Here is a 26,568-nt window from a genome sequence, read left to right on the forward strand (position 1 = left end):
ATTTTAGTAAAATAATTACAAATAAAATAAACAAAATATATGTTAATTATAGGTATTGCTGGTGGAACTGGAAGCGGAAAAACTACGGTTGTAAATCAGATAGTAAAACATTTACCTTCTGATGAAGTGTGTGTAATTTCGCAAGATTCATATTACAAAGCTACAGACAATTTGTCTTATGAAGAAAGAACGAAAATAAATTTCGATCACCCAAGAGCCATCGACTTTGATTTAATTGTTGAACATTTATCTGCATTAAAAGAAGGAATTTTTATTGAACAACCTGTTTATTCTTTTGTAACGCATAATAGAACAAAAGATACTGTAAAAACTCATCCAAGAAAAGTAGTTATTGTTGAGGGAATTTTAATTTTTAACAGTGAAAGATTGCGTAACTTATTTGATATTAAAATCTTTGTGCATGCAGATACAGATGAACGACTTATAAGAAGGGTAAGAAGAGATATTACAGAAAGAGGAAGAGATATTGATGAAGTTTTAAATAGATATCAAAACACATTAAAACCAATGCATCAGCAGTTTATAGAACCTACCAAAAACTTTGCAGATTTAATTATACCAAACGATAAGTTTAACACTGTTGCCATAGATATTGTAAGAACTGTAATTAACGAACGTTTATAAATGAGTTTTTTTAACACCTTAAAGAAGAATCCTGTTTTTAAAATTCTTACAAATATTTTTGTAATTATTTTAATTCCGTTTTTAATTTGGATGTTCTTTTTTGATGAAAACTCTTATCTTGTTCACAATAAGTTTAATAAAGAAATAGAAGATTTAGAAAACACAATTTCTTTCTATGAAGAAAAAATTTCTAACGATAAAGAAACTATAAAAAAACTTGAAGATTCTTTAGAACTAGAGCGCTTTGCTAGAGAAAAATATTTAATGAAAAAGAAAAACGAAGACATTTATATTATTGAATTTGACACCATAAAAAAATAATGAATACTTTTTTATTTGATGAATTTAAACCTTTATCTACCTCTGTTTGGAAACAAAAAATTCAGGTAGATTTAAAAGGTGCAGATTATAATGAAACATTACTTTGGAAAACAGAAGAAGACATTGTTGTAAAACCTTTTTACACAAAAGAAGATAGAACTAATTCACTTTTAAAACTTCCTAAAGAAGGATTTAATATCTGTCAATCAATTTTTATAGATGATGAAAAAATAGCCAACTCTTTAGCCATAGATTCTTTAAATAGAGGGGCAAACTCTATTCTGTTTAATGCTGATAAAAAATTTGATTATAAAAAAGTTCTAGATAAAATCGATTTAAAATTAATTACAATTTATTTTAATTTTACTTTTTTAGATGATGTTTTCCAAATAGAATTATCAAGATTCTGTAACACTAAATTTACTTTTTCCAAACCGATATTATTGGTCATTTAGCAGAAAACGGTAATTGGTTTATCAGTCTAAAAGAAGATTATAGAAAATTAGAAAATATTGTTTCAGAAACTAATAATAGTATTTCCATTTCTGGTGATTTATATCAAAATGCTGGCGCAACTATTACGCAACAATTAGCATTTACACTTGCGCATGCAAATGAGTATTTAAACCATTTTGGAAAAGAAGTAGCCTCAAAAATCAATTTTAAATTTGCTGCAAGCGGAAATTACTTTTTTGAAATAGCAAAATTAAGAGCCTTTAGAGTTTTATGGGAAACGCTATTAGATGAATATGATGTAAATAATATAGAAACGAATATTTTTACTCAACCAAGTTTACGTAACAAAACATTATATGATTATAATGTAAATATGTTAAGAACTACTTCTGAGTGCATGAGTGCTATTTTGGGCGGTTCGAATACTGTTTCAAACATTTCTTATGACACTATGTATCATAAATCCAACGAATTTGGAGAACGTATTTCCAGAAATCAATTATTAATACTACAACAAGAAAGTTATCTTAAAGAATCGCAAAATTATGCAGATGGTTCGTATTATATAGAATCTATTACCAATCAACTAGCTGAAAAGGCCTTAACTATTTTTAAACAAATTGAAGATGCTGGTGGTTTTTTACATCAATTAAAATCTGGTGTAATTCAAAAAAAGATAGCTGAAAATGTTTTAAAAGAAGAAGAAAGTTTTAAAAACAAAAACATTGTTTTATTAGGTACAAATATGCAACCTAATAATGAAGATAAAATGAAACATGATTTAGAATTATTTCCTTTTGTAAAACAAAGAAATATAAAAACTATAATTATACCAATTAACAGAAAACGTCTTTCTGAATCTTTAGAAAAAGAAAGACTAGCCCAAGAAGATGTCTAGAAAATCATTTGAAAATATTAAGTTAAAGAACTCTAAGTTAAAATCTAAACAAAACTTCAAACACGAAGATTTTATTGCTGGTATTGCACCAAATTTAAGAGGTCCATACTCAACAATGTACGTAAGAAGACCTTGGACTATAAGACAATATGCAGGTTTTTCTACTGCGGAAGAAAGTAATGCATTTTATAGAAGAAATTTAGCTGCCGGTCAAAAAGGATTATCTGTTGCATTTGATTTAGCAACACATAGAGGCTATGATTCCGATCACGAACGAGTACAAGGAGATGTAGGAAAAGCTGGAGTTGCCATAGATTCTGTAGAAGACATGAAGGTTTTGTTTGATAAAATTCCTTTAGATAAAATGTCTGTTTCTATGACAATGAATGGGGCTGTTTTACCTATTCTTGCTTTTTATATTGTAGTTGCAGAAGAACAAGGTGTAGCACCAGAATTACTTTCGGGAACAATTCAAAATGATATTTTAAAGGAGTTTATGGTACGTAACACTTACATCTACCCTCCTTCTCCATCAATGAAAATTATTGCTGATATTTTTAAATATACTAGTAATAATATGCCAAAATTTAACTCGATTTCTATTTCTGGTTATCATATGCAAGAAGCAGGTGCAACTGCAGAAATAGAGTTGGCGTATACTTTAGCAGACGGATTAGAATACATAAAAAAAGGTATTGAAGCAGGAATGGATATAGATACTTTTGCTCCAAGGTTATCTTTCTTTTGGGCAATAGGAATGGATCATTTTACAGAAATTGCAAAAATGCGAGCAGCAAGAATGTTATGGGCAAAAATTGTAAAACAATTTAATCCTAAAAACCCTAAATCGCTAGCTTTAAGAACACATTGTCAAACAAGTGGTTGGTCTCTAACCGAACAAGACCCTTTTAATAATGTTGCCAGAACAACTATAGAAGCTATGGCGGCTGCATTTGGAGGTACACAAAGTTTACATACTAACGCATTAGATGAAGCTATTGCCTTACCAACCGATTTTTCCGCTAGAATTGCAAGAAATACACAAATCTATCTACAACAAGAAACTCATATTACAAAAACCGTAGATCCTTGGGCAGGAAGTTATTATGTAGAAAAATTAACTGAAGATATTGCCAACAAAGCTTGGGAATTAATGCAAGAAGTTGATGAATTGGGCGGAATGACAAAAGCTATTGAAAAAGGAATTCCGAAAATGCGTATTGAAGAAGCTGCTGCAACAAAACAAGCAAAAATTGATAGCGGTAGAGATGTAATTGTTGGAGTAAATAAATATCAACTTAAAGAAGAAGATGCTCTTCATATTCTAGAAGTTGATAACGAAGCTGTTCGTAAATCGCAAATTGAAAGATTAAATTTATTAAAAGCCACTAGAAATACTGAGGAAGTTAATAAATGTTTAGTAAATTTAACAAATGCGGCTAAATCTGGAAAAGAGAATTTATTAGATTTAGCTGTTAAAGCCGCTAAAAAAAGAGCTACTTTAGGTGAAATTTCAGACGCTTTAGAAACCGTTTTTGAAAGACATAAAGCTGTTACAAAAACCATATCTGGTGTGTATAGTAAAGAAATAAAAGACGATAAACTATTTAAAGAAGCTTCTGAATTAGCAGATAAATTTGCCAATTTAGAAGGAAGACGCCCAAGAATTATGATAGCCAAATTAGGGCAAGATGGTCATGATCGTGGCGCAAAAGTTGTTGCTACTGGTTATGCCGATTTGGGATTTGATGTAGATATTGGTCCTCTGTTTCAAACACCTATTGAAGCTACAAAACAAGCCGTAGAAAATGATGTTCATATTTTAGGAATCTCTTCTTTAGTTGCAGGTCATAAAACTTTAGTTCCTCAAGTAATTGCAGAACTAAAAAAACACGGACGAGAAGATATTATGGTAATTGTTGGCGGTGTAATACCGGCACAAGATTATCAATTTTTATTTGATGCTGGTGCTGTTGGTGTTTTTGGTCCAGGAACAAAAATTGCACAAGCTGCAATAGATTTAATTACTATTTTAATTGATAGTGTTGTTGAGTAAATTAGTATGTTTATAAACTTAATTTCTATTAGTTTTCGATAAAGTTTAGATCGAAATATATTAAGACTTACATTTTTGTAATTTAATGAAATTAATACCTATTAATTTTTCTTATTTTTTTCAACTTATTTTTAACACTTCTACCCTTTAAAAAACAGTAAAATCCAAACCATTATTTCTGTATTTATCCGTAAATTTGCAACACTTTTAAAGCAATAATTTCAGGATGAAAAACATATTTAATTTCCTCTACTCTACACGTTTAATGGCTGTCTTATTTATCCTTTTTGCAACGGCAATGGGAGTAGCCACTTTTATAGAAAATGATTTTGGGACTCAAACATCTAAAGCACTAGTATACAACACTTGGTGGTTTGAAACTATTATGGTGTTTTTTGTAATCAATTTTTTTGGTAATATTTTTAGATATCGATTACATAAAAAAGAAAAATGGCCAGTTTTAATGTTTCATTTAGCCTTTTTATTTATTATTATTGGTGCTGGTGTTACAAGATATGTTGGTTATGAAGGATTAATGTTAATTAATGAAGGAGAAACTACAAATCAATTTTTATCGGAAACAACTTATGTTAATGTTATCGTTGATAATAGTAAAGAACAAAAGAAAATACATCAACCTATTCTACTGTCTGCTTGGGGCAATAACACATGGTCTTTTACTGATAATTTTAGAGAAAAAGAATACAATGTAGATTTAGTAGAATACATACCTTGGGCAGAAAAAAATTAGTTGAAGACGAAAACGGTGTTGAACATTTATTCTTAGTTGAATCTTCTAGCGGTAGTAGGCACGAACATTATATTAAAGCTGGTACTGTACAAAACATTCACAATATTTTAGTAGGTTATGAAACTAAAGACAAAACTGCTTCCATTAATATTTATAAAAGAAATGATTCTCTAAAAATAGTATCAAAATCTGATGGGAATTTTCAAGTAATGGCAACTCAAGAAAAAGGAAATCTACAAAAAGATAGTATTCAGAATTTTAAACTACGTTCTTTATACAATGTAGCAGGTTTACCTTTTGTAGTGCCACAATACCCTAGTAAAGGAGCTATGAAAACTATTAGTGGAGATAAGGATGATAAAAAATTAGATGTTATCGTTTTAGATGTTACTAGTAACAATGAAACAAAAAGAGTAGAACTTTCGGGAGGAATTTACAATAATGATAATTTTAAAGAATTTAAAGTTGATAATTTAAACTTTAGAATGTGGTATGGTGCTAAAATATTAGAAACTCCATTTAGTGTTAAGCTTAACGATTTTCAATTAGAAAAATATCCGGGATCAGAAAGTGCTGCTTCATACGCTAGTGAAGTAACGGTTATAGATGGTAAAGAAAAATTTGATTTTAGAATTTTTATGAACAATATATTAGATCATAACGGATTTAAACTATTTCAATCTAGTTATGATTTATCAGGCGAAAAAGAACAAACTCGATTGTCTGTAAATCATGATTTTTGGGGAACTTTTATAACCTATTTAGGGTATTCATTATTATATACTGGTTTAATTTGTATTCTATTTGCCAAAAATACTCGTTTTGATTATTTAAAAAATTCATTAAAGAAAATTAGAAAAAAGAAGCTAACCATGTCTGTTTTGTTATCAATTTTCTTATCATCATTTACTTATAGTCAGCATGCAAATGCTCATGATGTTAATAGAGTCTCTGATCAAAAAATAGACTCTATTTTAAAAACTAATTTAGTTTCTTTAGAGCATGCAGAAGACTTTAATAAATTGGTAATACAAGATGCTGGCGGGCGTATGAAACCTGCTCACACTTTTGCTTCTGAGTTGGTTAGAAAAGTAAGTCAGACAGAGACATTACATGGCATGCAACCAAGCCAGGTTTTATTATCTATAATTGAAAACTCTAGGCTTTGGTATGAAGTACCTGCAATTTATTTAGAAGAGAAAAATTTAAAAATAAGAGAACAATTAGGATTATCAAAAACAGCAAAATATGCACGCTTATCAGATTTCTTTTCAAATAGAGGAGAATATAAGATTAGAGAATTAGTGGCTGAAGCTCAAAAGAAAAATGTAAAAAGTTACTTTGAAAAAGATTTAATTAAAATTGATAGACGTTTAGGTTTATTATACAATGCTATTGGTGGCGGAATTTTAAAAATATACCCAATACCAAATGACGAAAATAATAAATGGGTTTCTCAACCAGAAACCTCAACTACTAAAGGTTTTATAGCTTCGGATACCGTTTTTGTGCAAAAATCTTTACCGTTATATGTTCAGTTATTACAAACAGCTAAAAAAACGGGTGATTATTCTAAGGCAAATCAAATTTTAGATGGCATTAAAAAATACCAAAAAAATATGGTGCAGAAGTTTATCCTTCTGATAAAAAAATTGATTTAGAAATTGCATATAACAAATACAATGTATTTAGTAAATTAGTTAAATATTACGGATTAGCAAGTTTACTTTTAATTGGTTTTGTCATTGCTCAAATATTTAGTTCTAAAAAATGGATTAATTATGTTGTTAAAACATTAATTGTAGTTACTATATGCCTGTTTATCTTACACACTTTAGGATTAATAAGCAGATGGTATATAAGCGGAAATGCTCCTTGGAGTAATGCTTATGAATCTATTATTTATGTTGGTTGGGCAACGATGTTATTTGGCTTTTTCTTAGGTAGAAAATCTGCTTTAACAATAGCTGCTACTACTTTTGTTACTTCAATAATTTTATTTACTGCTAGTTTAAATTGGCTAGATCCAGAAATTGCAAACTTACAACCTGTTTTAAACTCTTGGTGGCTATTAGTTCACGTTTCTATTATTGTTGCTAGTTATGGACCTTTAACTTTGGGTATGATCTTAGGAATTTTCTCTCTTTTCTTAATTCTTTTTACCAATGAACAGAATAAAAAGAAAATGGAAATTAATATTAAAGAGATTACTATTATAAATGAAATGGCTGTTACTGTTGGTTTAATAATGTTAACTATAGGAAACTTTTTAGGAGGTATGTGGGCTAATGAAAGCTGGGGGCGCTATTGGGGTTGGGACCCTAAAGAAACTTGGGCATTAATTTCTATTATGATTTATGCTTTTGTTCTTCATATGCGATTAATACCGGGTTTAAGAGGGAGATATACATTTAATTTATGGACAGTAATTTCTTATTTCTCAATAATGATGACTTATTTTGGAGTCAACTTTTATTTATCCGGGTTGCATTCTTATGCAAGTGGAGATCAAGTTATAACACCAAATTCAGTTTTTTATTCAATAGGATTTATAGCTATTTTAGGGACCATTTCTTGGTTTAAGTATAAAAAATATTACAAGAAGTAAATCATTTAATTTTTAAGATAAAAATGTATTTTTGCTCTTCAATAAATAACAAATAAAACACAATGTTTAATAAAAATATAAAATTAGTATTAGCAGGTTTAATTACTGTTTGGTCTATTTATCAATTCGTACAAGGAAATATAATGAATGGTCTTTCTATCTTATTATTAGCTGGAATCTTCATTTTACTTTATTTTAAAAATGAATTTATCTTATTAGCTTTTTTACAATTACGTAAACAAAATTTTCCGGGAGCTCAAAAATATTTAAGCTACATTAAAAACCCTGAAAGTGCATTAATTACAAAACAACAAGGTTATTATAATTACTTACACGGTATTATGTTAAGCCAAACTAATATAACACAAGCTGAAAAGTTTTTACGTAAAGCAGTTAAATTAGGCTTGTCTATGGATCATGATTTAGCCATGGCTAAATTACAATTAGCAGGAATAGCTATGACAAAAAGACGTAAACGTGAAGCTACTAACTTAATGGCAGAAGCTAAGAAGTTAGATAAACAAGGTATGCTTAAAGAGCAAATGCAAATGATGAAACAACAGATGAAAAAAATCTAATTTTTATTCATTTATATTCATAAAAAAACCTGCTAAAAAGCAGGTTTTTTTATGAATATAAACTAGTTTCTTTATTAAAAATTTACTTTAATTTGGATAAAGATAAATCTTTATTATACTGAACAATAAACAAACCTTGGTTTTCTCTATTGTTATTTCTGTAATCGAACTTAGTTTCAACTCTAATTGAAGCTCCCTGTTTAAAAGTTGTGTTTAAATCATTACCTGATGCTAATCTTACTAAAATATCATAAGTGATATCAAAACCCTTCGTAGCATAAAAAGAAGGCAAAGCATTGTTCTTTTTTAAATATTGCTTAGTAAAAGTTCTTGAACTTAGAGATTCTTCATCAACAAATTCATCGCTTACATAAGTAAATCCAATTTTAGCTAATTTTCTATTATCAATTTTGCTATACACTTTACCTTTATCATAAGTAAAAACTTTAACTGTAGTTTCTTCTGGTAAACTTATTAAACTATTGATAGCATTTCCTACAATAATGTTATTATCAGTAGCAATCACAACCCAGTTTTTAGTATTAGGTTTTATAATATCTAAAAATTTAGACTTAGCTATATAACCATCTTTTGGAGTTAAAATATTTACAGTATTTGCCATTGTACCAAACTCTAATGAAGATTTAAGCATATTACTAGTTCTTAATGATTGAGATTTACCATCACTTACAATTATAATATTTCCTTCATCGAAATTTGCTTTTAAATACCTTTCTAATTCTTCTCTAAAAACACTTTTTTCTGGTGATGTTTTTATAATATTAGAAGAATGAAAATTTGATTGATTATTAGAATAAACAGGAAAAACTACAGGAATATTCACATTAGCCGCAACCTTTTGAATCTCTTCTGAATACAAAGGGCCAATAACAACATTATTACTATTTAAACCTTTCTCCGAAATAATGCTATTTAAATTATTACCTCTTCTACTTCCTGTATCAAATACATTTAACTCTACGTCTAAACCTCTTCTTCTTAAAGAGTCTATCGCTATTTCTGCTCCCAAATAAAAATCTGTGGCAATGTTAACAAGCGTAGCATTTTTAGTGAAAATAGTTTTCGTAGTAAGTGTATCTATGTTATACTTACTAGTTCTAAAAGGCAATAACAATGCAACTTTTAAAGAATTTCCGTTTAAAATATAATCGTCATAAAAGACTTCATCTGCAACAACTTCAACTTGTTTTTCTCTTATCTTTAAAATTTGTCCAACTTTTAATCCTTTAGACAACTCCGGATTTAACAATAATAATTCTCCTCTTGTTAAGTTAAATTTCTTTTTAAAACTATAAAAAGTATCACCTTTTTTTACTTCGTAGACTTCAAATTTTTCTTTTAATTCTTCTAGAAGCTTTGTTTTTTCATCTACAATAGTATTATTAGAAATTGTATCGCTTTCAATTTCTGAGCTCTTTTTTAATTTATTCTTAAAATTATTTAACTTTCTTTCAGGAACAACTAAAAATGAATTTTTCTTTGGTTCTGACGTAACATCAGGATTTAAACGGAGTAAATCTTGAGTTTTCATGTCCAATTTTTGGGCAATTTTACTCATCGTTTCCCCTTTTTTAACCTTGTACTGTATATATCTTCTTTGTTGTCCACAAGAAACTGTGAATGTTAAAATACACAGGAAAATAAAAAATTTTAAATGCTTCATATGTTCTACTCCCATTCTATAGTTGCAGGCGGCTTAGAGCTTATATCATAAACAACTCTATTTACACCTTTTACCTGATTTATAATTTTATTAGATGTTTTCTGCAAAAATTTATAAGGTAAATCTACCCAATCTGCAGTCATACCATCTGTACTTTCAACAGCTCTTAAAGCTACTACTTTCTCATAGGTTCTTTCATCTCCCATTACACCAACAGAATTTACTGGTAATAACATTGCTCCAGCTTGCCAAACTTTGTCATACAATCCGTCTTCTCTTAAACCGTTAATAAAAATGGCATCAACTTCTTGTAAAATACGTACTTTATCTGCTGTTATGTCTCCTAAAATTCTAATTCCTAATCCAGGACCAGGAAAAGGATGTCTTCCAAGTAATTCTTTATCAATTCCCATAGAAGCTCCAACTCTTCTTACTTCGTCTTTAAAAATCATCCTTAAAGGTTCAACAATTTTTAATTTCATATAATCTGGCAATCCACCAACATTATGATGACTTTTTATAGTTGCAGAAGGTCCTCCATTTACAGAAACAGACTCAATAACATCTGGATATATAGTACCTTGAGCTAACCATTTAACATCTTGAATTTTATGGGCTTCATCATCAAATACATCAATAAATGTACCTCCAATTGCCTTTCTTTTTCCTTCAGGATCTACGATTCCTTCTAATTTATTTAAAAAACGTTCAGATGCATCTACACCTTTAACGTTTAATCCCATTCCTTCGTATTGCTTTAATACACTTTCGAACTCATTTTTACGTAATAATCCGTTATTAACAAAAATACAGTATAGATTTTTACCAATTGCTTTATGTAATAAAACGGCTGCTACTGTAGAATCTACTCCTCCAGAAAGGCCTAAAACTACCTTGTCATTTCCAACTTTTTCTTTAATAGCTTCAACTGTACTATCTACAAAAGAATCTGGTGTCCAAGTTTGTGCTACTTGAGCAATATTTACTAAAAAATTTTCTAATAATTGTTTTCCATCTGTAGAATGATATACCTCTGGATGAAATTGAATAGCATATGTTTCTTCTCCTTCAATTTTATAGGCAGCATTTTCTACATCTTTGGTACTTGCTAAAAGAACTCCGTTTGTAGGCAGCTCTTTTATGGTGTCTGAATGACTCATCCAAACTTGACTACCTTCAGAAATATTTTCAAAGAAAATTTCATCACTCTTTATAAAAGACAAATTTGCTCTACCATATTCTCTTGTATTTGATGGCGCTACTTTACCTCCAGAAAAATGAGCTAAATATTGTGCTCCATAACAAACAGATAATAAAGGTTTTTTACCTCTAATTTCTGATAAATCTGGATGTAAAACATTTTCTCCTCTAACAGAATTTGGGCTTCCAGAAAGGATAACCGCTTTAAAACTTTCTAATTCTTTAGGAGGATTGTTATACGGATGAATTTCACAGTATATGTTTAATTCTCTTACTCTTCTCGCAATTAATTGAGTGTATTGCGATCCAAAATCTAAAATAAGTACGTGGTGTTGTTGCATGCGCAAAAATACTATTTCAGATTAAATTTTAAATAATGAATTTAATATTTTTTAAGATAAATTAGAATTAGTTGGTTAATTAGAGAATTCGTAATTAAACTACTATAAAATTATTAATTTTAAAATTGATAAACAATAGCATTTATATTCATACCTGCCCCAACAGAAGCTAAAAGAACTACATCTCCTTTATTAACTTTCTGATTTTCAATTTTACCTTTTAAAACCAAATCTAGTAAAGTAGGCACAGTGGCTACAGAACTGTTTCCTAACTTATGTATACTCATGGGCATTACACCTTCTGGAACTTTCTTCTTAAATAACCTATAAAATCTTTTTACAATTGCTTCATCCATTTTTTCATTTGCTTGATGGATAAATATTTTCTTTACATCATCTATACCAAATTCGCTTTTATCTAGAGCAGATTTCATTGCTACAGGAACATTTGTTATTGCAAATTCGTAGATTTTACGCCCATACATTTTAATATAACGTATATCTTGATCTTCTTCTAAATTAAAAGAAGAACCATAATGTAAAAAATAAGCTTCTTCTTTTGCAAAGGTTTGACTAGCATGACTTAAAATACCCGAATTTTGATCAATCGTTTCTTCTACAATACAAGCTCCAGCTCCATCACTATAAATCATAGAATCTCTATCGTGTTTGTCTACAACTCTAGAAAGAGTTTCTGCACCAATTACTAATATTTTTTTTGCAATTCCTGCTTTAATAAAAGCTTGTGCTTGAATAACACCTTCAATCCAACCAGGACAACCAAATAAAATATCATAAGCAACACAATTTGGGTTTGCAATTTCTAATCGGTATTTTACACGAGTTGCTAAACTTGGCAAAGTATCTCCTTGAATAGTTCCAGATTTAACATCTCCAAAATTATGTGCAAGAATTATGTAGTCTAATTCTTCTGGATTGATATTTGCATCTTCAATTGCTTTTTGTGATGCAAAAAAAGCTAAGTCAGAAGTAGTATATGCTGCTTTTGCATAACGTCTCTCCTCAATACCAGTAATTGCTTTAAATTTTTCGACTATTACATTATTTTCAGAAGCGAATGCAGTACCATCTGCATTAAGAAAATTATCATTTAAAAAATCTATATTTTCTTTTCTTAAACTTGGAATATAAGTTCCGGTTCCTGTAATTTTTGAAGATATCATATAATAAAAATTTACCCGAGCAATTTATTAAAAGTTTGCTTTATAAAATTACTATGCATGCATAGTAATGGTAAACCCAAATTAAAAATTTGATAATTATTTATAAAATAAAAATCATGTTAGCTTTTATAAATATTCATCTTAAGCTGCATTACCGTTGCAATAGAGTTCGCTCTATTTTTCATTTTAAGTGCATTAATACCTTCAAAATCTTTATCGATTACTTCAAAAAAATACGACATCCAAATGGTAAAATGTTCTTTCTTAAAATTAACAAAAGCGTTTTTATTAAGGTGTTTTTGCATTACATTATTATGATAAGTAATTGTATCAAAAATAATATCGTTCCAAAAATCGGTAATAACATCTAAATGATGTTCTAATTGATTTTCTGCTACTATGTCTTCAAAAAAGGAATCATTTTTTCATCAATTAATAACAGATCATAAAACTTGGTAATAATTAATTTAATGTCTGCTTTTGTAGAAATATCTGCTATCATCTGTATTATTTACTGCTATAAGTAAGAGCTATCAAATGAGAATGGTAATAAAGAAAGTAATGATTCTGTTTTTACAATCTCACCTACTTCTCCCATAAATAAAACAGGAAATGGTTGTTTTTGTTTTATTTCGTATTCAGATAAAGATTGCCTACAAGCTCCGCAAGGTCCAACAGGTTTATCTACTTTAGTAATAGATGAACTAGCGGAAATTGCTAACTTTAAAACCTTAACATTAGGAAACTCTGAACCAGCTCTCCAAACAGCAACTCTTTCTGCACACATACCAGAAGGATACGCTGCATTTTCTTGATTATTACCTAAAACAATTTCGTTATTTTCTAATAATAAAGCAGCACCAACATTAAATTTAGAATAAGGTGCATAGGCTTTTTTTCTAGCTTCAACGGCTTTATCCATTAACATTTTATCTTCTAAAGAAAGCTCTGACACATCACTATAAAGAGTTGCAGATGCTGATATTTCAATTTTTTTCATAAATAATAGCGTCAAAAAAAGCAGCCTTATTTGACTGCTTTTAATATTGTAAACTTACTAAAAAATTATCACTTTTAATAATTGTCGTAAACTTCTCCTAAATCAAAAGATAAAGAAAAACGTAAAGAGTTTTCTAATGGATTATTAACATCTGATGAATTTATTAAATAAGATAAATCTATATTTAAAGCATTGGTTTTAAAACCGCCACCTAAAGTAAAATATTGTCTATTCCCCTTATCTTCACTTTCATGAAAATAACCAGCCCTTAACGCAAAAGCATTGTTGTATAAATATTCTGCACCTAAAGCATATGTAAATTCTTTTAACTCTTCGCTAAATCCTCCTGGAGCATCTCCAAAAGAACTAAACATTCCTTGAATCCAACCTTGATCTTCATCAGATTGATCTGGTTGCGGAGTAGGAACTAACAGTTTAGTAAATTCTACCGTCGTAGAAATAATATTATAATCATCTAAAATAAAATCAAATCCTCCACCTAGTTTTAAGTTTGTAGGAATAAAATCTTCTTCTCCAGGAACATAAGAAACTTTAGGACCTATGTTAGCAATATTAAATCCTATTCTATAGCGACCATTAAAATTACCATAATTTTCTTCGAAAGATTGATAATAACCAGAAACATCTACAGCAAAAGAATTAATTGGTTGTAGCGCATTACCTTGAGTTCCATTAAAAGCAAGGTTAGAGCGGATGTATTTTAAAGAAACTCCCATTGAAAACGTTTCGCTTAGTTTTAAGGCATAAGAACCAGTTGCCACAAATTCATTTGGGTTAATTGTTCCGTTTGGTTCTCCTTGATCATTTGTTAAATCTATTTGACCTAGAGAAAAATATTTAAAATCTGCTCCCCAAGCCGAAGTTTCACTAAATCTATTAATGTAAGAACCACTTCCTATAAAAATATCATCGGTTAAATTACGTAACCATGGAGAATATGTAAGACCCGTTTTTATTTGTCGATCACTAAAAACAATTTTCGAAGGATTATGAAATAATGAAAAAGCATCTGCAGTTGTTGCAACCCCCATATCTCCCATTCCTCCTGCTCTAGCATCTGGCACAATTAATAAAAAAGGAGTTGCCGTTGTAATACCTCCTGTTTGTTGAGTATTTGTTTGAGCATTTATCTTTAAGCTTACTAAAGCACAAAGTGCAATACAAAATCCTAATTTTTTCATTTTCTATTTTTCTTGTTAGTTTCGCAAATATCTAATTTTTATTGAAGTATTACTAATTTTTCGTACTTCTCAGAAACAAGGTTACTTGCTGTTGATTTTACTCTTAGTTTATATACATAAACACCTTTTCCTATTTTGTTTCCAAAGTCATCTAAACCGTTCCAAGTTATACTTCTTGATAAGTTACCGGTTGTTTGAATATTTCTATTAATTGTTTTTACCAATTTACCAGAAACGGTGAAAATTTGAACTTGGACCTCTAAAGGTTCATTTGGTTTATTATGATTAAACCAAAACTCTGTGTAATTTACAAAAGGATTAGGATAATTTAAAACATTTTCTAAATTTAATAAGGCATCACTTACAACCACGAAGTTTAACGTAGTTTCTGAGGAATTATTGTAAGTATCCCAAGCTTTTATTTTTAAAGTATGCGATCCTACTTCCAAATCTCTTAATGTATAGGTAACTTTTCCTTTAGAAAAATCATTTAATTCCGTTTGATAAAAATCATTTAAAATAATTGGATTAGAGGTATCTCCATCTAAAATTCCTACAATATCATGGTCTACAGCTGTAATAGATGTATTTATACCACTAACATCAGACAAAACTGCAATTAAGTTTGGTGATGCATTCGTATTTCCTCCATCAATAAAAGATTCATCATTCATAAATAATTTTATTTCTGGCCCAACCGTATCTTCTGGTGCATTGGCGTTAATACCACCAACAACAACATCAAAATTATAACCCGCTTTATCAACCTCTCCGTTCTCAACATAAAAGCTTAACTTCCCTTTTCCGTATGCAATTTTAATATCTTTTGGTACAATAAAGTCGAAACTAAAAACACCATTTTCTATGGTAGATTTCCCTCTAAACAACTTACTATCTTGTGTATCAAAAGGCATTTTTACACCAAACCCATCATTATCTAAAGTTGTTTTGTTTATTAGTTTATCAAAAACAGTTGTTGAAAGCGTTCCGTTAAAATCTGTTAGAATTACATTTGAATTATCTGTTATAACACCTTCAAATTTAACTTTAGATAGAGCTTTTAAAGTATCAATAGATTGGGTAACATCAATATTATTCATTTTTGTTATTCTTACATTTGGCTTTGGAATTGCTAATTTCATTGCAGGATCTCCAAAAGAATAAATAAAGAATTTTTGTGTATTAGAAAATTGATTTTTTGCAGCCATTAACGTTTCTGAAATTGTTAAATTCTCATTATTAAATGCTAATAAAATCCTTATTAACTCTTCATTAAAACGCTGTCCAACAGATATAAAAACTTCTCTTGTTGTGGTTATCATGTTTGCAGCACCACCGGTTTTACTTTTTAAGGTAAGTTCTCCTGCTGTTATTCTATTTGGGTTATCAAATCTCGAAAAATCGCAAGTTACGGTTATTAATAAAGGTAATGTATTTGGGTTATTGAAACCCTGAATTTGTGGTACATCTAAAATTCTTTCAGATGCAAACCCATCTTCTCCACCATGTCCAAAATAATCAAAAACCAAAGTTCCTTTTTCTATAGCATTGGTTATTGCTTTATTTACTTCTGGATATCTTTCTCCTCCAGAAGAATTTTCTTGTACATAAGCATCTGCATAAATTTTATTTACATTAAAAATTGGCTTGTTCAGTTTAATTTCATCTGCAATAGATTCTACTCCTTGTTCAATAACTTCTTCACCTACTTCATCAATATCATCTGCTAATAAAGTTATTGTATTTCTCCAATCTCCTATTGCATTTTTACTATAATAAGTTAATATTTTATCTACAACATTTTTTGCTTCTGTAATAGTAGAAACTGGAATTCTACTAGAAGCTACATCTATTGTATGAGTATTAGACATAGTACCTTCGTTATCATCTAACATCACAAAAAAATCATCAGTTACCCAAGAATTCGCCAAATTAAAGCTAATTGTAGATAATTTTACGGGAACAATATTATCATTACCAGGAATTCTATCTTTATAATCATAAGAAGCATCACCAAAAAAACAAACATATTTTAATTTTGAATTTGCTGATGAATTAGAATTATATACATGTTTTATAAAATCTCGAATACCAGTAATATCTTTAGAACCTGAAGAAAACTCATTGTAAATTTGATCTAATAAAACAACTTTTGATGTTAAACCAGAGTTGTTTTGATGATAATCTGCTAGTCTTTGAGCTTGATCTGATAGAGCAGAACTAGTAATTACCATATAATTTATGTCTTTTATGGCATGTAAATTCTGATTAGCAATTTTAGAGTTTGCAACAGTTTCTGGTCTATAGAAATCAGTATTATCAAGAATTACATATTCTTTTAATGCCCCTGCATTGTCTTTAAAAGTAAAGCTTCCTGTAGAATCTTCATTAGGAATTATTTGTGGATTAAGATGATTTGTAACATCCCAAACCTGAAAGGCAGAACTACCATTTTCTATTTGGTAAGCTATTACTCCTGAAGTATTAGCTTGTTCGAAGCTTCTAAACGAAAATTGAAAATTGCTAAATTTTAATTGTTTTTTACCTACAACCTCAATATAATCTAAAAAAGCACTTGCTGATGGATTTCCATTATTATCATATGTTATAGAAACCTCAATTTCATCTAAAGTGTTAGCTATATTTGCATTTCTTTCTACTGCATATGCTTTAGTTAAAGAACTAGGATTTACTGCAGCATAATTTATGGTTAAAGCATCAGTACCATTTACTTTTACATCCATAGTTGAAGAAACAACGGAATTAGAAACACCTCTTACTCTAACATTTACATCTTCATTAAGTAAAGAGTTTTTAAATGGAATTTTAAACGTTTGCGTATTATAAATATTAAAATCTTCTTCAAAAAACCATTGTGTACCAACTGCTAATATGCTTTTTAAATCTTTTTCTAAAAACACAAAATCATTGAATGAATTAATAATGGTTGTTGCATTATTCGTTAAAGTATTTTTAGAACCAATTCTTTTCCCATCTGTGTCATTAACAGATATAAAGTAATAGGCTTTGTCAGAATAAATGTTCTGTCTATGTTTTATTGAATTTGTAGCTGCATTTACATCCCAATCATGTGCCCCTTTTGCATAAAATAAAATAAAATCTTCATTGTCGAAAGAACCATCATTTTCACCCTCTACATAAATCGCATTTTCTTGTAAGTCATCATATCTAAAATCGCTATTTAAAACCGGTAAAAGTTGACCTCCATTACCATAAATATGTATTTTCTTTGGATCAAGCCCGTTAGTAGAAACACCTATTTGTTGTAATAAATTTCTATCAATTTTAAATACACCTGTTGTATCTACGGAAAATTTATACCAATCTCCATTAGACAAGACTGAATTATTAACTTGTGCTAAGCCAATTTGAAATATAAAGCCAATAAAAAAAGTAAAAGCTGTTTTCTCATAATTAAGTATTCAAATAACGCAAATATTATTTAGATATTTTACTGTAAACAAAGATAAATTATACTAAAACAATAAAGCTTACGTTTTATAAAATATGCCCAAAAAATTGATGCGTTAAAATTAATAAATTACTTGCTTAAAAATATAATTATTGTAAATTGCATCACTATAAAAAAAACCTATCAATTATATATTAGGAAATGAAAAACATTTTTAAATTAACTTTTGTATTCATAACAACCTTATTACTTTTTAATTGTAAAAGTAATAATACCAATAAGTCTAGACTTACAGGCTTACCTTTTAATGATGCTCGATATGGAAATTTTGCCAAAGGTAAACCTGATGCTGGACAAAAACCACCGTTAGGTATGGTTGCTGTTGAAGGAGGCTCATTTACAATGGGACAAGTTCAAGATGATGTTATGTTTGATTGGAATACAACTCCAAAAAAATTACATGTTCGTTCTTTTTATATGGATGAAGCAGAAGTTACTAACTCAGAATATTTTCTTTATGTGCAATACATGAAAAACGTTTTTTCTCCTGCTGAAGAAAAATATAGACATATTTACAACTCTATTTTACCAGATACTTTAGTTTGGAGAAAAAGTTTAGGTAATACAGATATTTTATCTGAAAATTACTTTCGCCATCCTGCTTATGCAGATTACCCAGTAGTAGGTGTAAGTTGGTTACAAGCTAATGAATATTGTAAATGGAGAACAAACGCTGTAAATTTAAAAACATTAATAGACAAAGGTCATATTACTAACATATTTGAGAATGATACAATAAGTAACTTTTTTGATACCGATGTTTTTTTAGCGGATGACACAAAGTTATTTAATGGAGATACAACAGTATATAAAAGAGGTGTTGGAAGAACTTTAAGGAAAAGAGGTGAAGCAAGACCTAGTAGAGATACTTTTCAAGGTAGAAAAATTTCTCAAGCAGATGGTATTTTAACTCAACGTTTTAGGTTACCAACTGAAGCTGAATGGGAGTTTGCTGCTAAAGCGAATATAGAAAACAGAGAATACAACAATGTAAGAGGTAGAAAAAAGTATGCTTGGAATGGGAAGTATTCTAGATCTAAAAACAAACGAAACAAAGGAGATCAATTAGCGAATTTTAAACAAGGGAAAGGAGCTTATAGTGGTTTACCAGGTTGGAGTTCTGATGGATCTGATATACCTAATAAAATAAAATCTTATCCTCCTAACGGGTTTGGGTTATATGATATGTCTGGTAACGTGGCAGAATGGGTAGCTGATGTTTATAGACCATTAATTGATAATGAAGCAAATGATTTTAATTATTTTAGAGGAAACCTTTTTACCAAAAAAATGATTGATAAAGATGGTAATGTTGTAATTGCTGCTAATGATGCTGGAGCAAAAGTTGAATATGACACTTTACCAAATGGAAAAATTATACCTAAACAATTACCTGGTACTATTAAATACATTCCAATTACAAAAGATGACACAACTTTAAGAAGAAACTTTACAGAATCTGACAATGCAAATATTAATGATGGAGATTTAAATTCTTCTCGTTTTTATGAAGATGATGAAGAGCAATTTGCATCTAGACCAAGTATGTATAATTCTCCTAAAACACCAACTAGACAGTCAGAAAATGGAATAGACGTTTTAGTAAATGATAATAAAAAAAGATCTACTTTAATTAGTGATAAATCTAGAGTTTATAAAGGTGGAGCTTGGTCTGATAGAGAATACTGGTTAGATCCTGCTCAAAGAAGATATTTACCAGAATATATGGCTACAAACTTTATCGGCTTTAGATGTGTATCTGACAAAGTTGGCCCAATGGCTAACAAGAAAAGAAGAGCTAGAAATCCTAGTAGGTAACTTTAAAAAAATACTACTCATAAAAGCCTCATTATTTTTTAGAATAATGAGGCTTTTATTTATATTTAAAACATGAAAATAGCTAACCTTTACAAACTATATAAAAACCATTTTTTAGTTGATACTGATACTAGAAATATAAGAGAAAATACAATTTTCTTTGCTTTAAAAGGCGACAATTTTAACGGTAATAAATTTGCTGAACAATCTTTAAAATTAGGGGCTAATTATGCTATAGTAGATGAAGAGATATACAAAACAAAAGAAAATATAATACTTGTAGATAATGTTTTAAAAACACTACAAAAATTAGCTAATTATCATCGAAAAGAACTAAACATACCTATTATAGGATTAACTGGAAGTAACGGCAAAACAACTACTAAAGAACTTATAAATGTTGTTCTAAGTAAAAGCTATAAGACAAAAGCTACTTTAGGTAATTTAAACAATCATATTGGTGTACCCTTAACTTTACTTTCCTTCACCGATAAGACTGAAATCGGAATCGTAGAAATGGGCGCTAATCATCAAAAAGAAATTGAATTTTTATGCACTATTTCTGAACCTGACTATGGTTATATTACCAATTTTGGAAAAGCTCATTTAGAAGGTTTTGGAGGTATAGATGGGGTTATTAAAGGAAAAAGTGAATTATATACTTATCTAAAAGTTAATAATAAAACTGCGTTCGTTAATATTGATGATGAGATTCAAGTAGAAAAAACAAAAAATATCAATACGATAAACTTTAATAAATTAAACTTACATTATTTAGATGCAATTCCTTTTGTAAAATTATCTTATAAAGATTCTATTATTCAAAGTAATCTAATCGGAAAATACAATTATACTAATTTAGCTGCTGCAATTACTATTGGCGAATATTTTAAAGTAACAGCAATAAATATAAAAGATGCTTTAGAAAATTATACTCCACAAAATAATAGATCTCAAATTATTGAAACTGAAAACAATAAAATAATTTTAGATGCTTACAATGCTAATCCGTCTAGTATGAAAGTAGCACTCGAAAATTTTAATACTATGAAATCAGTATCAAAAGTTATCATATTAGGTGACATGTTTGAACTCGGTAAAGACAGTTTCATAGAACACCAAACAATTGCTGATTTAGTAAGTTCTTTAAAGTTTTACAAAATAATATTAGTTGGCGAGAGTTTTAAAGATGTAAAATCAAATGAACTTCAATTTAAAACGTATCTAGAACTAGAAGATTATATCAAAAAAATCCTCTAGAAAACCAATTAATATTAATAAAAGGTTCTAGAGGAATGCGTTTAGAAAGAATTTTAGATCATATTAATTAATATTATTCTTGTGATATTCTAGTAAACTATCAATTGGTCTTTGAATTACATTAGTAATTTTTAAATTATTCTTTTTAGCCACTTTTTCTAATATATCTCGAAAGTAATATGCTATAGATCCTATAAAATAAAGAGGAGTTTGAGTGTCTTTTTCAAAAGGTAAAACTCGATATTTAAAAAACTCTTGAAATCCTCTCTTTATAATTCTTTTAATATATTTTTCCTCCTTAAATTCAAACATGAATTTTGCAAAAGTTGCTAAATACATATTCGGATTCACTTTTCTATATAAGTTTTCTTTTATATAATCTGCATCTAAATTAAACTCATTTTCAAATTTTTCTGCAATAGACTTTGGCATTTTATTATAGTAATATTCCCTTAATAGCAATTTACCAAAATAATTACCACTAGCTTCATCCATAATAATATATCCCAAAGATGGTGACTTCATAAACAAATTTTCACCATCAAAATAACAACTATTAGATCCTGTACCTAAAATACACACAACAGCAGGCTCTTTACCAGAAGCGGCATAAACAGCAGCTAACATATCTTCAGAGATAAAAATTTTAGCGTTTACAAAAATCTTCTGAAGAACATCTTTTAAAATTTTGATAGGCTTTGGCGTGCCGCAACCTGCTCCATAAAAATGAATTTCAGTAACTTCATCTTTGATGTTGATAAGTTGAAACATGTGAATAATTCTGTTATGTAACTCTTCTTCAGCAACAACAGCAGGATTTAAACCTAAAGTTCTCTCCCTAAAAATTTCTTTTTTGTTATTATCAATAGCAATCCAATCTGCTTTAGTAGAACCTCCATCTGCAATTAAAATCATAATTATCCTATTTTAATCAAATATATTGTAAGTTAAATTCTTACACAATAGTTTAAAAAACTTCAATCGTTTTCGTTTTAAAATTTAAGGTAATTATACCTTTGAAAATTGTAAATTTGTTTAAAATTATAAAAAGATGTTTTTTTTCAAGAAAAAAGAAATTCCATTAAATCATTTTTTTCAAATGGATTTGTAGACATCCATTCTCATTTACTTCCGGGTATAGATGATGGCGCCAAAGATTTAAATAACTCTATAGAATTAATTCAAAAAATGTCTTCCTATGGAATTAAAAACTTTATAACTACTCCACATGTTTTGGGCGATGTATATCCAAATTCTTCTGAGACTATAAAAAATAAATTAAAAGAAGTAAGAGATGAATTGAATAATAGAAATATAAAAGATGTTACTATTAATGCAGCCGCAGAATACATGATGGATGAGCAATTCTCTGATTTATTAGAAAAAGGAGACATTCTTACCCTAAAAGATAATTACATACTTGTTGAAATGTCTTATTTTAGTCCTCCTATAAATTTGTTTGAAATATTATTTCAAATTCAATTAAAAGGATATAAACCTATTTTAGCACATCCTGAACGTTACAATTCATATCACAATAACTTCGAGATCTATTATAAACTAAAAAAAGCAGGTTGCTTATTTCAGTTAAATTTATTGTCTTTAACAGAACAATACGGGAAATTTGTAACAAAAACAGCGGAAAAATTAATCAAAGAAAACTTATATGATTTTGTTGGAACTGATACACATCATAAAAATCATTTAAATCTTCTGCAAAAAGTAAGTACAAAAAAGAATAAAAAAATATTGACCATTTATTATTAAATAATAAAAAGTTCTTAAAATAAAAAAGGAAGCAAATTTTGCTTCCTTTTTTATTTCTAACTAAATATTTTCTTATACCAAGGTTTTTTCACCTCTTCAATATAACCATTTCCGTATCCGTAGCCGTATCCGTATCCGTATCCGTATCCTCTTGTCATATCAGTATCATTTAGTACAATAGCCATATTAGGTAACTTTTTCTCATTATATAATGTTTGAGCTACATTTAACATACGCTTATCTAAATAATTAGCTCTAGAAACGTATAAAAACATATCTGCATATTTTGAAACTAATAATGTATCTGTTACTAAATTAACTGGTGCAGTATCAACAATAATAAAATCATAATCATTTTGCACTTCATCAAATAAATCTTTAATTCTAGAATTTAATAACAATTCTGCTGGATTAGGTGGTATAACACCAGATGCAATAATATCTAAACCTTTAATTTCAGGAATAGAAAATTTAAGATCAATTAATTTTAAATCCTTATTGGTAATAAAATTAGTAACTCCCTTACGCTCTGGAATTCCAAGATATTCAGTAACTTTAGGTGCTCTTAAATCCATTCCTAATAATAAAACTTTTTTATTAGACAAAGATAAAGCTGCGGCTAAATTAATCGATATAAAAGATTTACCCTCTCCACTTGTAGTGGATGTAATAAATATTTTTTTACCTAAACCATCATTCTTATTAGGTAACATAAAATCCAAATTGGTTCTTATCAAACGAAAAGCTTCAGCAGTACTTGTTCTTGAATCATTCCCAATTACAATTTTTTCATCTGTTGCAGAATGAGGGACATCTCCAATAAAAGGAACAGATGTTAAGTCTTCAATATCTTTTCTAGAATGAATTTTCGTGTCTAAAAGATTTTTTAAATACACAAATATAAAAGGCACTAGCAAACCTAATAATAAAGCTGCTAAATAAATAATTCTCTTCTTAGGCGAAACAGCAATATCAATACCATAAGCATAATCAATAATTTTAGCATTCGGTACAGTAACAGCTAAAGAAATTGCTGTTTCTTCTTTTTTCTTCAATAAGTAAGAATAAAGTTCTGAATAAATTTCTTTTTGCCTTTCTATATCAATCATTCCTCTTTCAATTAAAGGTATATTAGATATTTTAGAAGTAACTTTTCTTTCCTCAATATTCAATTGTTTTAATTGAATTTCTAAAGATTTTTTTAAGTTTTCTAAACTAGATAATAAATTCTTGTTTAAAGTCGAAATTTGGGACTGAATTTCAATTAATTGTGGGTTTCGTATACCCGCATTGACTAATAATTTATTCTTCTTTAAAACTAATTCATTATAACTTATAATAGAAGTAGTAATACTCGCATCAGTAAAACCTAAGTTAGTCGGTAAAACATCATTCGTTTCAGATTCTTTCTTTAACTTTTTTTGAATCCAATTCGCTAAGCTTAATTGACTCTCAATTTCAACAATTTTTTGATTATTTTTTGAAACCGCTTCTAAAACTAATTGTCCTTCAGTTGACAAACCTGTGATACCAAACTTAGTTTTATAATTTTTAACATTGTCTTGAACAGTTGCTAAATCAGATCCAACACTCTTCAAACGATCTTCAATAAAGTCTTTTGTTTTTTCGGATACAATACTTTTGTCTTTAATCGCATCAATATTGTATTGCTTCACCAACTCATTTAAAACGTCCTCAGCTTTTACCTTTACAGCATTTTGTAATCCAATTGTTAAAACACTAGAATTTTTATTAACTGGACTTATAGAAATACTTTTTCTATAACTATCTATCGTTTTATTTCTACCTCTAATACTAATAATTACTTCTTTCTGACTTAAATCCCGAACTAGATTATTGGAATGAATTACTTTAAAATGCCCTATTTTGCTATTAATAATCTCATTAAACCTAGAAGTCATTATGATTCTGCCATCTATGTTTTTTAACTCAATTTTTTCTTGATCTAAAATTGAAATTACGAAAGCAGTATCTTTTTCACTGTATAAAGATGCTTTATTAATAAATTTTAAAATTAAAGGACTACGCTTATAAACCTCTGTTTTCTTAACCCTCCCTTCATTAAAGTATGAAGTTGTTAATTCCAAAGAATCTACAACATTTCCAATGATTTTTCGAGATTTTAGAATTTCAATCTCATTATCTGTATTATTTGCAGAACTACCACCTATGATCCCCAAATCCGAAAAAGAAGCTAATTCTGCCGAAATTCCTGATTTCTGATTATCTTTAATCATGATTGAGGTTGATGCACTATATTTAGGTGTAGCATATCTTAAATATAAAAAAGCAAAGGTTAATGATAATAAAACCCCAACTACAAACCATTTCCAATGAATTAAATACTTCTCTAATTCTTCCCTAATATTAATCGTATCATTATTTTCTAATACTTCATTAGAAACCGATTTTTCTTTTTGTTCTTGCATTTTTATCTTGTTAGTAGAGAAACAATAGTTATTATTAATCCTGTAATTGAAATAAATAAACTAGTACTTGAATTTGAGGAAGCAGATTGAATTCTAGCATAATTTTGTTCCACATAGACTACATCGTTTTGTTGTAAATAATAAACTGGAGAAGTCAGAACATCTTTTGATCGTAAATCTACTCTGTATTCCACTTTTTTATTATTTTCTTCTCTGATAATTAAAATATTATTTCTCTGTCCAGAAATATTAATATCACCTGCCAAAGCTAAAGCATCTAATATCGTAATTCTTTCATTTGGTATACTATAACTTCCTGGTCTTTGGACATCTCCCATCACAGATATTTTATAATTTGCAATTCTTATGTTTATATTGGGCTCTTTAATATAATCTGGTGATAATTTATTTTTTAAAAAATCAATTACTTCATTACGAGAAAGACCCCCTATTTTCAATTTCCCTAATACAGGAAATTCTATTTCTCCATTTGTATCTACCAAATATGTTTGTTGTTGTGCTACTCCTATTGCAGAATTAGAACTTGTTGAATACGTAACTGCAGACAAATTAAAAGGTCTAACAGCTTCAATGTCTTGAGAAGTAATTGTTATTTGTAATAAATCATCTGGTTTAATAATTGTTCTATAACTATTTGAAACTTTTGACTGATCTATTTCATCATTTTGAAAATATACAATTTCTTTTTTGGAGACACAACTAGAAAAAACTATAATAAATAATAAATAATACTTACAAAAAAACTTTAACATATATCTATTTTTTTTTGCAAAAATAAGATAAAAAAGGGAATTACTAGGTAATTTATTAAGCTTTTTAAATTTCAATTAAATAC

At 28.6% G+C, this 26,568-nt stretch carries 18 protein-coding genes and 2 pseudogenes; 10 read left to right on the top strand and 10 right to left on the bottom strand.

What is annotated here, in order from left to right:
- Positions 1-39 precede the first annotated feature (39 nt).
- From udk to N5A56_RS02515, 7 genes and pseudogenes are all read left to right on the top strand, one after another.
- Positions 40-645: a uridine kinase gene (udk, locus tag N5A56_RS02490; RefSeq protein WP_265726751.1), complete on the top strand. Its 606-nt coding sequence runs from the start codon at positions 40-42 to the stop codon at positions 643-645.
- The gene (locus tag N5A56_RS02495; RefSeq protein WP_265726750.1) at positions 646-966 is read left to right on the top strand and encodes an FtsB family cell division protein; all 321 of its coding nucleotides are present in this window, start codon (positions 646-648) and stop codon (positions 964-966) included.
- Positions 966-1,421: a hypothetical protein gene (locus N5A56_RS17310; RefSeq protein ID WP_337994741.1), complete on the top strand. Its 456-nt coding sequence runs from the start codon at positions 966-968 to the stop codon at positions 1,419-1,421. The genes N5A56_RS02495 and N5A56_RS17310 overlap by 1 nt, the downstream gene beginning before the upstream one ends.
- Before the next feature lie 20 nt (positions 1,422-1,441).
- A complete protein-coding gene (locus tag N5A56_RS17315; protein ID WP_337994755.1) occupies positions 1,442-2,320 on the top strand; it encodes a methylmalonyl-CoA mutase family protein in 879 nt (292 codons plus the stop codon).
- Positions 2,313-4,376 carry a methylmalonyl-CoA mutase gene (scpA, locus tag N5A56_RS02505; protein ID WP_274270161.1) on the top strand — a complete coding sequence of 688 codons (2,064 nt, stop codon included), beginning with the start codon at positions 2,313-2,315 and terminating at the stop codon, positions 4,374-4,376. Before N5A56_RS17315 ends, scpA begins: the two co-directional genes overlap by 8 nt.
- Positions 4,377-4,602: 226 nt before the next feature.
- Positions 4,603-7,735: pseudogene (locus tag N5A56_RS02510) on the top strand (cytochrome c biogenesis protein).
- Positions 7,736-7,797: 62 nt separating this feature from the next.
- Positions 7,798-8,313, top strand: a complete 516-nt coding sequence (locus N5A56_RS02515) for a DUF2892 domain-containing protein (protein ID WP_265726747.1) — start codon at positions 7,798-7,800, stop codon at positions 8,311-8,313.
- A gap of 82 nt (positions 8,314-8,395) precedes the next feature.
- Here N5A56_RS02515 and N5A56_RS02520 read toward each other — a convergent pair whose 3' ends face one another.
- The 7 genes from N5A56_RS02520 to porU all read right to left on the bottom strand — a co-directional run bounded on the left by N5A56_RS02520 (position 8,396) and on the right by porU (position 18,283).
- Complete coding sequence (locus N5A56_RS02520) at positions 8,396-9,892, bottom strand: LysM peptidoglycan-binding domain-containing protein (RefSeq protein WP_420793181.1); 1,497 nt, start codon at positions 9,890-9,892, stop codon at positions 8,396-8,398.
- Positions 9,893-10,002: 110 nt separating this feature from the next.
- Positions 10,003-11,538 (bottom strand): glutamine-hydrolyzing GMP synthase, encoded by a 1,536-nt coding sequence (gene guaA / locus N5A56_RS02525; protein ID WP_265726745.1) that lies wholly within the window; start codon positions 11,536-11,538, stop codon positions 10,003-10,005.
- A 119-nt stretch (positions 11,539-11,657) separates the two neighbouring features.
- Entirely contained in the window at positions 11,658-12,722 is a 1,065-nt protein-coding gene (locus N5A56_RS02530; protein ID WP_265726744.1) for a 3-oxoacyl-ACP synthase III family protein, read from the bottom strand.
- Positions 12,723-12,841: 119 nt separating this feature from the next.
- Positions 12,842-13,027, bottom strand: coding sequence for a globin family protein (locus N5A56_RS02535; RefSeq protein ID WP_274270163.1), 186 nt, complete (start codon positions 13,025-13,027; stop codon positions 12,842-12,844).
- Between the two features lie 212 nt (positions 13,028-13,239).
- Positions 13,240-13,722 (bottom strand): cytidine deaminase, encoded by a 483-nt coding sequence (gene cdd, locus N5A56_RS02540; RefSeq protein WP_265726742.1) that lies wholly within the window; start codon positions 13,720-13,722, stop codon positions 13,240-13,242.
- Between the two features lie 74 nt (positions 13,723-13,796).
- Positions 13,797-14,924, bottom strand: a complete 1,128-nt coding sequence (gene porV, locus N5A56_RS02545) for a type IX secretion system outer membrane channel protein PorV (protein WP_265726741.1) — start codon at positions 14,922-14,924, stop codon at positions 13,797-13,799.
- A gap of 38 nt (positions 14,925-14,962) precedes the next feature.
- Positions 14,963-18,283, bottom strand: a complete 3,321-nt coding sequence (gene porU, locus N5A56_RS02550) for a type IX secretion system sortase PorU (RefSeq protein ID WP_265726740.1) — start codon at positions 18,281-18,283, stop codon at positions 14,963-14,965.
- A gap of 275 nt (positions 18,284-18,558) precedes the next feature.
- Between porU and gldJ the strand changes: the two genes are divergently transcribed.
- Entirely contained in the window at positions 18,559-20,235 is a 1,677-nt protein-coding gene (gene gldJ, locus N5A56_RS02555) for a gliding motility lipoprotein GldJ (RefSeq protein ID WP_265726739.1), read from the top strand.
- Positions 20,236-20,307: 72 nt separating this feature from the next.
- Positions 20,308-21,566 (top strand): annotated as a pseudogene (locus N5A56_RS02560) (UDP-N-acetylmuramoyl-tripeptide--D-alanyl-D-alanine ligase).
- Here N5A56_RS02560 and N5A56_RS02565 read toward each other — a convergent pair.
- Positions 21,559-22,410: an N-acetylglucosamine kinase gene (locus N5A56_RS02565; RefSeq protein WP_265726737.1), complete on the bottom strand. Its 852-nt coding sequence runs from the start codon at positions 22,408-22,410 to the stop codon at positions 21,559-21,561. The pseudogene N5A56_RS02560 and the gene N5A56_RS02565 sit on opposite strands and share 8 nt — an antisense overlap.
- Positions 22,411-22,608: 198 nt before the next feature.
- On the opposite strand from N5A56_RS02565, the gene N5A56_RS02570 reads away from it, so the two are divergent.
- Positions 22,609-23,262, top strand: coding sequence for a tyrosine-protein phosphatase (locus N5A56_RS02570; protein WP_337994756.1), 654 nt, complete (start codon positions 22,609-22,611; stop codon positions 23,260-23,262).
- Between the two features lie 56 nt (positions 23,263-23,318).
- On the opposite strand, the gene N5A56_RS02575 is transcribed toward N5A56_RS02570, so the two are convergent.
- A complete protein-coding gene (locus tag N5A56_RS02575) occupies positions 23,319-25,712 on the bottom strand; it encodes a GumC family protein (protein ID WP_265726736.1) in 2,394 nt (797 codons plus the stop codon).
- Positions 25,713-25,714: 2 nt separating this feature from the next.
- Positions 25,715-26,485, bottom strand: coding sequence for a polysaccharide biosynthesis/export family protein (locus N5A56_RS02580; RefSeq protein WP_274270164.1), 771 nt, complete (start codon positions 26,483-26,485; stop codon positions 25,715-25,717).
- Between the last annotated feature and the right edge of the window lie 83 nt (positions 26,486-26,568).

This window comes from Polaribacter ponticola (assembly GCF_026191475.2).
Lineage (GTDB): Bacteria > Bacteroidota > Bacteroidia > Flavobacteriales > Flavobacteriaceae > Polaribacter > Polaribacter ponticola.

What these genes read in the sequence shown, in the direction of transcription:
- udk (WP_265726751.1), top strand. Translation starts at nt 40, where the DNA reads ATGTTAATTATAGGTATTGCTGGTGGAACTGGAAGCGGAAAAACTACG.
- guaA (WP_265726745.1), bottom strand. Translation starts at nt 11,538, where the DNA reads ATGCAACAACACCACGTACTTATTTTAGATTTTGGATCGCAATACACT.
- N5A56_RS02520 (WP_420793181.1), bottom strand. Translation starts at nt 9,892, where the DNA reads ATGAGTAAAATTGCCCAAAAATTGGACATGAAAACTCAAGATTTACTC.
- N5A56_RS02495 (WP_265726750.1), top strand. Translation starts at nt 646, where the DNA reads ATGAGTTTTTTTAACACCTTAAAGAAGAATCCTGTTTTTAAAATTCTT.
- N5A56_RS02575 (WP_265726736.1), bottom strand. Translation starts at nt 25,712, where the DNA reads ATGCAAGAACAAAAAGAAAAATCGGTTTCTAATGAAGTATTAGAAAAT.
- scpA (WP_274270161.1), top strand. Translation starts at nt 2,313, where the DNA reads ATGTCTAGAAAATCATTTGAAAATATTAAGTTAAAGAACTCTAAGTTA.
- N5A56_RS02530 (WP_265726744.1), bottom strand. Translation starts at nt 12,722, where the DNA reads ATGATATCTTCAAAAATTACAGGAACCGGAACTTATATTCCAAGTTTA.
- N5A56_RS02535 (WP_274270163.1), bottom strand. Translation starts at nt 13,027, where the DNA reads ATGCAAAAACACCTTAATAAAAACGCTTTTGTTAATTTTAAGAAAGAA.
- cdd (WP_265726742.1), bottom strand. Translation starts at nt 13,722, where the DNA reads ATGAAAAAAATTGAAATATCAGCATCTGCAACTCTTTATAGTGATGTG.
- porV (WP_265726741.1), bottom strand. Translation starts at nt 14,924, where the DNA reads ATGAAAAAATTAGGATTTTGTATTGCACTTTGTGCTTTAGTAAGCTTA.
- N5A56_RS02580 (WP_274270164.1), bottom strand. Translation starts at nt 26,485, where the DNA reads ATGTTAAAGTTTTTTTGTAAGTATTATTTATTATTTATTATAGTTTTT.
- N5A56_RS17310 (WP_337994741.1), top strand. Translation starts at nt 966, where the DNA reads ATGAATACTTTTTTATTTGATGAATTTAAACCTTTATCTACCTCTGTT.
- gldJ (WP_265726739.1), top strand. Translation starts at nt 18,559, where the DNA reads ATGAAAAACATTTTTAAATTAACTTTTGTATTCATAACAACCTTATTA.
- N5A56_RS02515 (WP_265726747.1), top strand. Translation starts at nt 7,798, where the DNA reads ATGTTTAATAAAAATATAAAATTAGTATTAGCAGGTTTAATTACTGTT.
- N5A56_RS02565 (WP_265726737.1), bottom strand. Translation starts at nt 22,410, where the DNA reads ATGATTTTAATTGCAGATGGAGGTTCTACTAAAGCAGATTGGATTGCT.